The organism is Acetobacter sp. P5B1 (assembly GCF_018811985.1).
GTDB classification, from domain to species: domain Bacteria; phylum Pseudomonadota; class Alphaproteobacteria; order Acetobacterales; family Acetobacteraceae; genus Acetobacter; species Acetobacter cerevisiae.
Genome location: NZ_JACRVS010000007.1, coordinates 256523 through 267478 on the forward strand (window position 1 = coordinate 256523; position 10956 = coordinate 267478).

Here is a 10956-nt window from a genome sequence, read left to right on the forward strand (position 1 = left end):
CCGGCAGGCTTTTTTAAAGGCGCAAACTCAGCTGATTACAGCAGAGACTGCGTCTTGCTCAGAACCATGTTGCACAGCTTGGTCTTCAGCTGACCTTTGAGGTTGGCCAGAGAGAACATCTGGTTATCACCCGTCTGCAGCAGACCCTGCTGACCAGCGCTATAGCCGCTGGAAGAGGTCACACCCTGCTGCTGCGTCAGGTTGTTCAGAAGAGAACTGGCAGAGCTTGCATTCGCGCCGGAAAGCACGTTGTTCTGCACGCAGTAGCCCAGAACACCGGTCAGGTTGCTGGTGCTGGCGGAAGACAGGCTGGGAAGCATGTTGCCCACCATGCCCGTAGCACTGCTTTTAGCGCTGCTGGTGGCGGCGGAAAGAGCGTTCTGCCCAATGCTGCCAAAGCTCTGCGCCTGTGCGGCAGAAGCTGCACCTGTCAGGCCAGCGACGGCAACCAGCGCCAGAAGAGTTTTCTTGTTCATCATGGGACTACCCTTTTCGAAACGTCCTCAGCCTGTATGCGGCCATAAAGGCCGGTCTTCAAGCCGAAGATCAGGGTGCAGACATGGCAGAAGGACATGGCTGAACTATGGCCAGCCGCCGCTCTCAGCCGGAAAAGGCCCAGAGAGACGGATTTTCCCAAAATGCAGGCCCGGGCAGGATGAAGTCCGCACCCACCTGCACAAAAGGTGCAACCTGAGAGGGGTCTTCAACCTCCACTACAGCGGGCAGTTCCATCACCAGACACCACCAGCGCACCAGGTCTGTCAGGCTTTCCGGGGCTTCCCCCTCCGCCGGCACTACCGGAATAGCGGTAGAAAAGCTGATATAATCGGCCCCGGCCTCACCAGCCCGCATTGCGGCGTCCCGGCTTCCGCCAACGGCAACACCCAGCTGCAAATCATCCCCGATCTGCTTGCGCACATCCTTGACGGAGGCCTCGGCAAAGCCGGTGGACAGATGCACGCCATCACACCCGGTGCGGGCAGCAAGGGCCGGTCTGTCTTCCAGCATCAGGGCAATGTCCTGCGCGTGGACAACAGACTGAACGGTCTGAATGTGTTTGATCAGCTCCGCATCTGGCGCATCGGCCAGCCGGAGCAGAACGGCAGCGGGGGTATGCTGCTGCATCCCCCGTGCCAGATCTGGCAGAAAAGCCTCGACATCCCGCAGAACGGGGGTTGCGAGATAGACATCATATGCCGTCATCCCGGCTCCCTGTCCTGTCGTCACGTCTAACTGTTTCAGCTTTTGAAGATGGTGATGATCTGGTTGAGCAGATCCAGAGCTTCCGCCTTCGGACGCTGGAAGACGTTACGACCGATGATGGAACCGAAGCCACCGCCTTCCTGAATGCCTTTGATGGTCGTCAGCAGGTTGTCCGTCCCGGCTTTTTCACCACCGGAGAAGATCACGATGCGGCGGCCGGCAAAGGTGGACTGCACCACGTGGCGGATACGGGCCGGCAGCGTGGAGATATCAATGTTGTTCTGCTCATAAACAGGCTTGTTGGCAGGCAGAGCAACCAGATCGGTCGGCGGCTTCACTTTGATGATGTGCGCGCCACACAGAGCGGCCATATGCGCGGCATAAGCACACACGTCCACAGCGGTTTCAGCCGGCTTGTCCAGCAGCGGGCCACGCGGGTAGCTCCACAGGATAACAGCCAGACCGGCAGCTTTGGCTTCCGCAGCCAGCTCACGGAATTCTTCCATCTGGTCGAAGCAGTATTCAGAGCCCGGATAGATGGTAAAGCCAATGCCTGCGCAGCCCAGACGCAGCGCATCAGCCACGGTGCCGGTCACGGCCTGATCTTTTTCCGTGGCGAGGCTGTTGGAGCTGTTGCATTTGAGGATCAGCGGGATTTCAGCCGCATATTTCGCTGCACCACATTCCAGCATGCCCAGCGGTGCGGCATAGCCGCTCAGGCCAGCTTCAATCGCCAGTTCAAAATGATAGTGCGGGTCATACGCTGCGGGGTTAGCCGCAAAGGAACGGGCCGGGCCATGTTCAAAGCCCTGATCCACCGGCAGGATGACCAGCTTACCCGTGCCACCAAGTTTACCTGCATTCAGGAAACGGGCGAGATTTGTTTTTGTACCGGGATTATCGCTCTCGTAATGATCAAGAATAGCCTTAACCTGGGGGGTAAGCGTCATTGGGAAATCCTTCCTCTTGGCTTTCATCCGGGCCTATATTTCCCGGAACCATTCACTGGCAATAACTGCGCATGAAATACGCGGCAAGATGCGTTTTTGCAGATAGCGGACCCGTAAGGTCAAATGATGGCGGACGGACTGAAAAAAGGTGCCCGCCACATGTTTGATACAGAACGCGAACCGCGGCCATGCGTTCAGAATCGGTCTGTAAAATGACATTTTTCTGACCAAGCGTGCATGCCATGACCGCATGCCCCACGCTGCGGCCGCAATCCAGAGCATGAAAATACTGGCAGCCGCTTTCCTGTTCCAGCTGGCGGATGAGCGCCTGCCACCACGACACGCCCATAAACCCTGCCGCACCGGCGGCAGAAAGGAACCCGAAGGGGGCCCTGGAAGTTTGCTGCGTAAGCACCCCTGCATTCTGCGCGGCATGGCACACTGCCATACCGGTGGCGTAATCATGAAGTGTAAAGAAGCCGTAGGGCAGAAAAGAAGGCGATAAAATTGGATTGTTTTCCATGACCATGCTTGACGCCGCCGCGTTTGCGGGTGATTCCTTTTGAGAGAAGGGTAGACAAGAATGCAAGATCAGGGTCCCGGACCATCTTTGACAGAATTACACGACCCTGCCGCCTCCGGGCCGGCAGAAACACCCTCACCTGCAGAAATTGATCCGATTGACCGGCTGAACCGCGCCTTGCAGCGTATCTCCTTCGCTCTTGATAAAAGCCGTCAGGCAGAACAGCGCAAGAGCGTGGATACGCAGGAACTCGTCGCCAATGTTGATGTGCTGATCAGCCGCGTGCGCGACGCTCTGGCCCACGCGGACCGACCGGAAGATAAATAACCATGGCGCTTGTTTCAATTCGCATTAATGGCCACAGCTATTCCGTCGGGTGTGAAAACGGCGAGGAACGGCATGTTCAGGCCATGGCCCAGCAGGTTGAACGCCGCGTGCAGCGCGTGCGGGACCTCGGCTTTACCGGGGAAAGCCGCGTGCTGGTGCTGGCCGCCCTGTTCATGGCGGATGAAATTCAGGACCTCTCCAGCCAGCATGTGCCAGAGAGCACAACGCAGGCTGTGGAAGAGGCAGAACGCCTGCGCACAGAACAAATGCTGATGAACAGTCGCCTGACTGACATGGCAGAACATGCGGAAGCTATTGCAGCCAGCCTTGAGGACGCCTACATAGAAGAGGCGGAGCTGCCCGGTGCGTCAGGCGAGTCATTCCCTGGGCCGATAAGCACTTCCTAGGGAGCTGGCTCTGTTGTGGCCCTGGTCACATTATCCGGCGCCCACCTGTACAAGCAGGTCCTGGAGGTTGAAAGACCAACGGCCATGGCGGCTTCGCACTCTTCTTCTTTAGTTTCAGACCCACCGGCTATTGCCGAAGCCAAGCAGGCACAGCGCACACGCTGCCTCGCTGTTCTGAAAGACCGCCCGGCCGGGGTGGACACAACCCTTGCGGCACGTCTGGCGGAAACATTGCTGGCCACACAGTGCATACACATTGCCTGTGTCTGGCCCCTGCCGCACGAGATTGACCTCCGCCCCCTTTGCCATCAGCTCAGCACCGCCGGACGCCACGTGTTGCTGCCGGATACGCCCCCACGCGGGCAACCGCTGACTTTCCGGCTCTGGACCCCCCACACCCCTATGCTGCGCGGGCGCTTTGGCACCCAGGTGCCCGACGGCCCGACTCTGACGCCCGACCTTGTGCTGGTCCCCCTGCTGGGGTTTGACCGCACCGGCAATCGGTTGGGATATGGGGGCGGTTATTATGACCGCACACTGGCATCCCTGCCCGATGTGCGCAGCATTGGCTACGCACTGGCTGCGCAGGAAGTGGACCAGCTTCCCACAGGCCCGTATGACCAACCCCTCTCCCGTCTGGTAACAGAACGGGAGACTCTGCATTTTGACTGACTGCAAACGAGGAAAGACGACGGCGTGAGAATTCTTTTTCTGGGTGATATTGTTGGCCGGTGTGGCCGTGAGGCCGTTCTGTCCCGCCTGCCAACATTACGGAAAACGCTCGCGCTGGATCTGGTGGTGGTGAACGCGGAAAATGCCAGCCACGGGTTTGGGCTCTCCCCCGCCATTGCGACGGACCTGTTTGAAGGTGGCGTGGATGTCATCACGCTGGGGAACCATAGCTGGGACCGGCGGGACATGATTGGCCATATTGGCTCCGCCCCGCGCATTATCCGCCCCATCAATTTCCCGCCCGGCACACCGGGGAACGGCAGCGTACAGGTTGAACTGGCAGATGGCCGCAAGGCACTCGTGGTCAACGCCATGGGCCGTCTGTTCATGGACCCGCTGGATGATCCCTTCCGCTGCATGAATGAACTACTGACGCGCCACCGTCTCGGGGTCACTACGCAGGCCATCGTGGTCGACATCCATGCGGAAGCCACCAGTGAAAAATGGGCCTTTGGCAATGTGCTGGATGGCCGCGTCTCTCTGGTGGTGGGCACGCACACCCATACCCCCACGGCAGACCACCGGATTCTGCCTGCCGGAACCGCCTTCCAGACCGATGCTGGCATGTGCGGGGATTATGACAGCGTGATCGGCATGACCAAGGAACCTGCCATGGCCCGCTTTATCCGCAAGATGCCGGGCGAGCGCCTGCAACCGGCGGAAGGTGACGCCACCATGTGCGGCATCATGGTGGAAACAGACGACGCCACAGGTCTCGCCCGCCGTATCGCCCCCATTCGGCAAGGTGGCCATCTGGCCCAGACTCTGCCTGATTTTTAAGCACTTTTACTCAGGCTGTCTGGCGAGAAAACCCCGCCAGACGCTTTAAACGCCCTCTAAGCGTTACCAGACCAGACGCGGCAAAGAGGCAACCGGACGCAGGCCCGCGGCTTCAGCTTCTTCGGCGGCAAGCTCTGTATTGTCGCCAATCATCTCCTGATGAATGCCGCCCAGAATCCACGCGCCAGCAATCCCGGCAACGGCGGCCCCGCGCATATCGGTGGCCAGGGCGTCACCAATCGCCAGAATGCGGTCCTGCGGCACATTCAGCATGGAAAAGACAGGGGCATAAATGTCCTTGTATGGTTTACCAACCCACCGCACATTGCCGCCTTCCTGCTCATAAAATGATGCCAGAACACCCGCGCAGATCATCCGGCGGCCACCTTTGACCACAACCATGTCCGGGTTAGCGCACAGCATGGGCAGACCGCGTTCCAGCCCGGCCCGCAGTTCGGGCAGATACGGGTCTACCGAGTCCGCCCCGCGTTCCGCATCCGGCCCGGTATTGAGGATAAACTGCGCGTCTGCCGGGTCCGTCACCCGGTCCAGATCCAGCCCGTCATACAGACCCAGATCATGCGTGCCGCCCACATGCAGGACCCGCCGCCCCAGACGGGCAAACCACGGATCATCCCGTTCCCGCAGCAGGCGACGCACTTCTTCCCCACTGGTCATCACACCATCATGCAGGTCCCGGCTGATGCCAAACCCTTCAAGCTGGCGGCAGACGACCTCTGCCGGACGCGGTGCGTTGGAAAGCATGACCACGCGCTTGCCTGCCGCCCGCAGGGCTTCCAGACAGGCCACGGCACCAGGATAAGGCTGCACGCCATCATGCACCGTGCCCCACAGGTCAATAATATAGCCGTCATACTGGTCTGCTACGGCAGACAGGCCCGTCAGAGTTTGCATCTCAGCCTGTGTTTTCGTCATCTTACAGGTCCGCTCCCCGGATATCGGCCAGCGTTTCCACGCCATCTGCCCGCATGCGATCCAGCATTTCCTGCTTCAGGCGAGCGATAATGGCGGGCCCTTCATAAGAAAACGCCGCATAGAACTGCACGAGGTCCGCGCCCAGACGAATGCGGTCCAGCACATCCGCGCCCGACTCAATGCCGCCGCAGGAAATCAGTGCCATCCGGCCAGCAGAAGCCTCTGCCACCAGACGCAGCATTTCCGTCGCCCGCGTGCGCAGCGGACGACCAGACAGACCACCGCTTTCCGTTTTGTTCGGGCTAAGCAGCGTGGCCGGTCGCGCCAGCGTCGTGTTGGTGACAATCAGCCCCTGCGCGCCGCCCGCAATGGCGGCTTCCACAATCGGGCCAACCGCATCATTTTCCAGATCCGGCGCCAGCTTGACCAGCAAGGGCGGCCGTTCCGGATGGCGCTCGGCAATGGCGTCCAGAATGCTGCGCAGACGTGCCGAATCCTGCAGGCCGCGCAGGCCCGGCGTGTTGGGGGAGGACACGTTCAGCACAATATAATTCACATACGGCTTAACCCGCGCCACCAGTGCAGGATAATCGCGCTCCGGGTCCGCACCCGTCTTGTTAATGCCGAGGTTTGCGCCAATCGGCACCCCTGCCCCGGCACCGCGCCCGGACGGCAGTGGACGATGCAGACGAGCCAGCCGGACAGCAAACCGATCAATCCCCTGATTGTTAAAGCCCATGCGGTTAATAACAGCGTGGTCTTCCGTCAGCCGGAACAGGCGCGGTTTGGGGTTGCCAGCCTGCGGACGCGGCGTGACCGTCCCCGCCTCCACAAACCCGAACCCCAGTTTGGCCAGCGGACGAATCACACGGGCATTTTTATCAAACCCGGCGGCAATCCCCAGCGGGTTTGAAAAGCGCATCCCCATGGTGCGCGTGGCCAGTGCCGGGTCATCCTTCGGGCGATTGACCGGCACGGACACACCCATTTGCAGGGCATCCAGCGCCAGTTCATGCGCGGTTTCAGGGTCCATCTTACGAAGGAGCGGAAGGGAGAGAGATGCAAGCAGAGACATGCTTCTGTACTGCCCCAAGCCGCCAGACAAGAAAAGGGAAAAAACCCCACGCTGTTTGCAGCGGGAGGCAGCCCCCTGCATTTTTATCTTGCAAATGAGAATTGTTCTCATTTAAATCAAAACACCACCGCAAAAGAGGACCGAAGGGCTGCCCCCTTCAGGATGATGCCATGACACGCTCACCGGTTTACCTGACAGACCTTGCCTGCAGCGAACGGCTGACTATCTGGACCATTCGCCGCCTGGCCGGCACTGCCTCCTGCTGCTCGCATGCCCGCAACACCACGTCCACCAGCCTGTTTCTGCCGTGCTTCCGGCAGGATTTTCTGGCCGTGGCGCATGCGTTTCATGAAACACTGGCCCAGATGGCCGCGCTGGAACTGCCCTCGCTGGATATCCGCTCCGGCAGCGCACTGGCCATTACCCCCACGGAATACAGCCTGCTACTGGCCACGGAAGCCGCGCAGAACGAGCAGGACACTACTGTCCACGCCCTCCTCAAACCGCTGATGTCCTTCCCCAACCTGCTGGGACGCCTGACCAATGCCATCACCACACTGGGGGCCTGTCTGGCCGGAGCCGGATACTGGTTGTCTCACCACACGGGCTGGCCCGGTCCGGTTTCAGCCTCCGCTGGCCCGGCGCAACCTGATGGCAAACCTGTTGCCTCAGCGCGTAAACTTCCCACAACGGCCGCTGTCCTGTCCCTGACCCGCTGGCACGATTTTGATATTAGCTCCGCCCCCGTCAGCTGGCCGCAGGCACTTCGACGCACCTCCGCCGCCCCAGACGCCATCGCTCTGCCGCACTAAACCGTGCCCGGACAGAGCCGGCCACCCGGCTGACCGGGGCACAAACCGATTGAAACACAGCCTTGAGGGGGAACACCTGCCTTTACGGTGCTCCCCCAAAACCGCTTTATCCCGCTCCGTGTCGGGCGCAGCGTTTTCCTGTGGGTCGGGTCGCGCTTTTTTCACACACCGGTTGCCCTGCTGCACATCAGATCATGCTATTCTGTATGGAATGACTGAGCCTGTACGCCGGATTATTCACATCGACATGGACGCCTTTTATGCGTCCGTCGAACAGCGGGACGCGCCAGAACTGCGCCGACGACCGGTGGCGGTCGGGCGTAGTCAGGAACGTGGCGTGGTAGCGGCCGCCAGTTATGAAGCCCGAAAATTTGGGGTGCGTTCCGCCATGCCATCCCTCGTGGCACAACGGAAATGCCCGGAACTGATTTTCGTGCCGCCGCGCTTTGAGGTCTATCGTGCGGTTTCTGCCCAGATTCATGCGGTTTTTGCCCGCTATACGCCGCTTATTCAGCCACTCTCGCTGGACGAAGCCTATCTGGATGTCACAGACCCGCTTCTGCCGCGTCCCTCTGCCACCGCCATTGCGCAGGAAATTCGGGCCGCCATCCATGCAGAAACCGGTCTGACCGCATCAGCTGGCGTGTCTTACAACAAATTTCTGGCCAAACTCGCCTCAGACTATCGCAAACCCAATGGTCAGTTTGTCATCCCGCCCGGTGCGGGAGAGACTTTTGTGGCCGACCTGCCCGTCAGCAGTTTTCACGGAATCGGTCCGGCTACTGCTGCCCGCATGAACGCTTTGGGCATTTACACCGGTGCCGATCTGCGAACACAGAGTCTGGACATCCTCACCCGCCATTTTGGCAAAGCGGCGACGTTTTATTACGGCATTGCCCGCGGGGAAGACCCACGCCCCGTGGAACCGCACCGCCCTCGCAAATCCATTGGGAAAGAAACAACCTATGAGCGGGATCTGCGCCGGGAGGAAGAACTCTACCCTGCACTCACCACTCTGGCGCAAAGCGTCTGGCACGCCTGCACAAAGCGGCATGCCTCCGGGCGCACCGTGACGCTAAAGCTCCGCTACGTAAACTTTCAGCAACTTACCCGCAGCCATTCCTTTACAGACCCGGTTCCTTCCGCGATCGCACTGGAAGAGACAGGCCATTTCCTTCTGCGCCCGCTCCTGCCGCTCCCCCGGCCCGTGCGCCTGCTTGGCATAACGGTCTCATCCCTCACATCCACGGACGAACCGCCGGCTACTGAACAGCTTTCTCTTCTATCTCAATTTTAAGTGCATATTTGAGAATAACGGAAATATAACTCTTTTTTATTTATTATATTTCAACCTATTTTTTTAAAAATACCGCAATGACGGAAAATAGTCTTACATGAGAATTTCCTGAAAACTGCTCAAGAGACGTGTCATTCTTCCTATCCAGTCTGGAATAATTTGCCCCTTAAGCATCCGAAACGGACCGCTCCCTCATTTTGCGTCTTCTTTCAGAAGAGCCTAAGAAACAAGTCATTCCGCACCTGCAAGGATGCCACAATGTCGCCTAACACTCTCTCCCAACCCGACGCACCAAAACCCTCTTCCCTAACGCCCGAAGGCTATCATCGCGGACTTGGTCGGCGACAAATCCAGATGATCTCCATTGGGGGAGCCATCGGGACCGGACTGTTTCTTGGTGCTGGCTCACGCTTGCAGCAGGTTGGTCCCTCGCTGGCCCTGGTCTATCTGGTGTGCGGTATCTTCGCCTTCCTGATGCTGCGCGCTCTTGGCGAACTGGTCATGTACCGCCCCACCAGCGGCAGCTTTGTCTCCTACGCACAGGAATTTCTAGGCCCGCAGGCATCGTATGTGGCGGGTGCCATGGCGTTCTTCAACTGGGCCATGACCGGCATTCTCGATATCACCGCTGTAGCCCTCTACATGCATTTTTGGGGAACATTTGCCGCTGTACCCCAATGGGTTTTTGCCCTGATCGCCCTCATTCTCATTGCTGGCATGAACATGATTGGCGTGCGCTGGTTTGGGGAGATGGAATTCTGGTTTTCCCTGATCAAAGTCGTCGCACTCAGTCTGTTTCTGATAATTGGTGTTGCGATCCTCGGGCTCCGCACGCCCGTTGGCGGGGAGACCACCGGGCTGCATCTCATCACACAAAATGGAGGCTTGTTCCCACATGGTGTGTTGCCAGCGCTTGTGCTCGTGCAAGGCGTCGTGTTTGCCTATGCCGCCATTGAGCTGATCGGCACGGCCGCCGGTGAGTGCGAAGATGTGCCGCACATTCTCCCCAAAGCCATTAATGCCGTCATCTGGCGGATTGGCCTGTTTTATGTGGGCACCGTCACTTTGCTGGTCCTGCTGCTGCCATGGCAGGCCTACCAGACAGGCGTCAGCCCGTTTGTCACGTTTTTCACACGGCTGGGCGTGCCAGGCATTGATACCGTCATGAATATTGTGGTGCTGACAGCCGCCCTTTCCAGCCTGAACTCCGGCCTGTATTCTACAGGACGTGTTCTGCGGGCACTGGCGCTAGACGGCTCCGCCCCAAAATTTCTGACCTATATGAACTCCCGCTCCGTACCCTCTGCCGCCATTCTCCTGACGGTATCCATTTATCTGGTGGGCGTGGTGCTGAACTATTTTCTACCCACCCAGATTTTTGAAATTGTGCTGAATCTGGCATCACTGGGCGTTCTGAGCACGTGGAGTTTCATCGTTCTCTGCCAGATGCGCCTCCGCAAAGCGATCAACCGGGGCGAGATACCTGCCACCTCTTTTCCCATGCCATGGTCGCCCATCAGTTCGTGGCTTACACTGGCCTTTTTTGCCAGTGTTATCGTCCTTATGGCGTTTGATTACCCCAACGGCACATGGACCATCTGCTGTATTCCGGTTCTGGTTATTTTTCTGACCATCGGCTGGAAAGTCTTCCGTCACACACCAGAACCAGATGGAGGGTTCGAAAAACCCCTTGGCTCTGAGTTGTTCTGTGTGATTCCATTTTTTTGGCGTTGATTGGGGATGGAGGAAGATGAAGCAATCTGGTTTCTTTGATGTTGAAGAGCGTCTTGCTCGGCTGAGCGGGCTTGGCGATCAACTGGAGGCCTTTTCCCGGACTGTGGATTTTGAGGTGTTCCGCCCTGATCTGGAGCTGGCTCTGGCCTATTCAGACGGAAGTAAAGGCGGACGTCCGCC

The 10956-nt window shown here is 58.8% G+C and carries 12 protein-coding genes, 1 other RNA gene and 2 pseudogenes; 9 read left to right on the forward strand and 6 right to left on the reverse strand.

Annotated features, from left to right (window positions below):
• Nucleotides 1-35: 35 nt before the first annotated feature.
• The 4 genes from KP703_RS07110 to KP703_RS07125 form a co-directional block, all read right to left on the reverse strand.
• Nucleotides 36-479, reverse strand: coding sequence for a DUF2501 domain-containing protein (locus tag KP703_RS07110; RefSeq protein WP_062247707.1), 444 nt, complete (start codon nucleotides 477-479; stop codon nucleotides 36-38).
• Nucleotides 480-600: 121 nt separating this feature from the next.
• Nucleotides 601-1203 (reverse strand): thiamine phosphate synthase, encoded by a 603-nt coding sequence (locus tag KP703_RS07115; protein ID WP_215754283.1) that lies wholly within the window; start codon nucleotides 1201-1203, stop codon nucleotides 601-603.
• 35 nt (nucleotides 1204-1238) lie between these two features.
• The gene (locus tag KP703_RS07120; RefSeq protein ID WP_215754284.1) at nucleotides 1239-2153 is read right to left on the reverse strand and encodes a class I fructose-bisphosphate aldolase; all 915 of its coding nucleotides are present in this window, start codon (nucleotides 2151-2153) and stop codon (nucleotides 1239-1241) included.
• Between the two features lie 52 nt (nucleotides 2154-2205).
• Nucleotides 2206-2676 (reverse strand): hypothetical protein, encoded by a 471-nt coding sequence (locus tag KP703_RS07125; protein ID WP_215754285.1) that lies wholly within the window; start codon nucleotides 2674-2676, stop codon nucleotides 2206-2208.
• A gap of 87 nt (nucleotides 2677-2763) precedes the next feature.
• Between KP703_RS07125 and KP703_RS07130 the strand changes: the two genes are divergently transcribed.
• The 5 genes and pseudogenes from KP703_RS07130 (at nucleotide 2764) to KP703_RS07150 (ending at nucleotide 4922) form a co-directional block, all read left to right on the forward strand.
• On the forward strand, nucleotides 2764-3003 hold the full coding sequence (locus KP703_RS07130) for a hypothetical protein (RefSeq protein ID WP_156470048.1): 240 nt from the start codon (nucleotides 2764-2766) through the stop codon (nucleotides 3001-3003).
• A gap of 2 nt (nucleotides 3004-3005) precedes the next feature.
• A pseudogene (locus KP703_RS15600) lies at nucleotides 3006-3197 on the forward strand (cell division protein ZapA); the annotation flags it as partial.
• Between the two features lie 156 nt (nucleotides 3198-3353).
• A non-coding RNA gene (gene ssrS / locus KP703_RS07140) (6S RNA) lies at nucleotides 3354-3508 on the forward strand.
• Nucleotides 3495-4082 carry a 5-formyltetrahydrofolate cyclo-ligase gene (locus KP703_RS07145; RefSeq protein WP_215754286.1) on the forward strand — a complete coding sequence of 196 codons (588 nt, stop codon included), beginning with the start codon at nucleotides 3495-3497 and terminating at the stop codon, nucleotides 4080-4082. Before ssrS ends, KP703_RS07145 begins: the two co-directional genes overlap by 14 nt.
• 24 nt (nucleotides 4083-4106) lie before the next feature.
• Nucleotides 4107-4922: a TIGR00282 family metallophosphoesterase gene (locus KP703_RS07150; protein ID WP_215754287.1), complete on the forward strand. Its 816-nt coding sequence runs from the start codon at nucleotides 4107-4109 to the stop codon at nucleotides 4920-4922.
• Between the two features lie 63 nt (nucleotides 4923-4985).
• On the opposite strand, the gene KP703_RS07155 is transcribed toward KP703_RS07150, so the two are convergent.
• Complete coding sequence (locus tag KP703_RS07155) at nucleotides 4986-5858, reverse strand: TIGR01459 family HAD-type hydrolase (RefSeq protein WP_215754288.1); 873 nt, start codon at nucleotides 5856-5858, stop codon at nucleotides 4986-4988.
• A 1-nt stretch (nucleotide 5859) separates the two neighbouring features.
• Nucleotides 5860-6933: a quinone-dependent dihydroorotate dehydrogenase gene (locus KP703_RS07160; RefSeq protein WP_062144205.1), complete on the reverse strand. Its 1074-nt coding sequence runs from the start codon at nucleotides 6931-6933 to the stop codon at nucleotides 5860-5862.
• 170 nt (nucleotides 6934-7103) lie between these two features.
• Between KP703_RS07160 and KP703_RS07165 the strand changes: the two genes are divergently transcribed.
• From KP703_RS07165 to KP703_RS07180, 4 genes and pseudogenes are all read left to right on the forward strand, one after another.
• Complete coding sequence (locus tag KP703_RS07165; protein WP_062144181.1) at nucleotides 7104-7745, forward strand: hypothetical protein; 642 nt, start codon at nucleotides 7104-7106, stop codon at nucleotides 7743-7745.
• Nucleotides 7746-7956: 211 nt separating this feature from the next.
• Complete coding sequence (gene dinB, locus KP703_RS07170; protein ID WP_215754289.1) at nucleotides 7957-9042, forward strand: DNA polymerase IV; 1086 nt, start codon at nucleotides 7957-7959, stop codon at nucleotides 9040-9042.
• 258 nt (nucleotides 9043-9300) lie between these two features.
• A complete protein-coding gene (locus tag KP703_RS07175; protein ID WP_215754290.1) occupies nucleotides 9301-10776 on the forward strand; it encodes an amino acid permease in 1476 nt (491 codons plus the stop codon).
• 16 nt (nucleotides 10777-10792) lie between these two features.
• A pseudogene (locus KP703_RS07180) lies at nucleotides 10793-10956 on the forward strand (IS5/IS1182 family transposase); the annotation flags it as partial.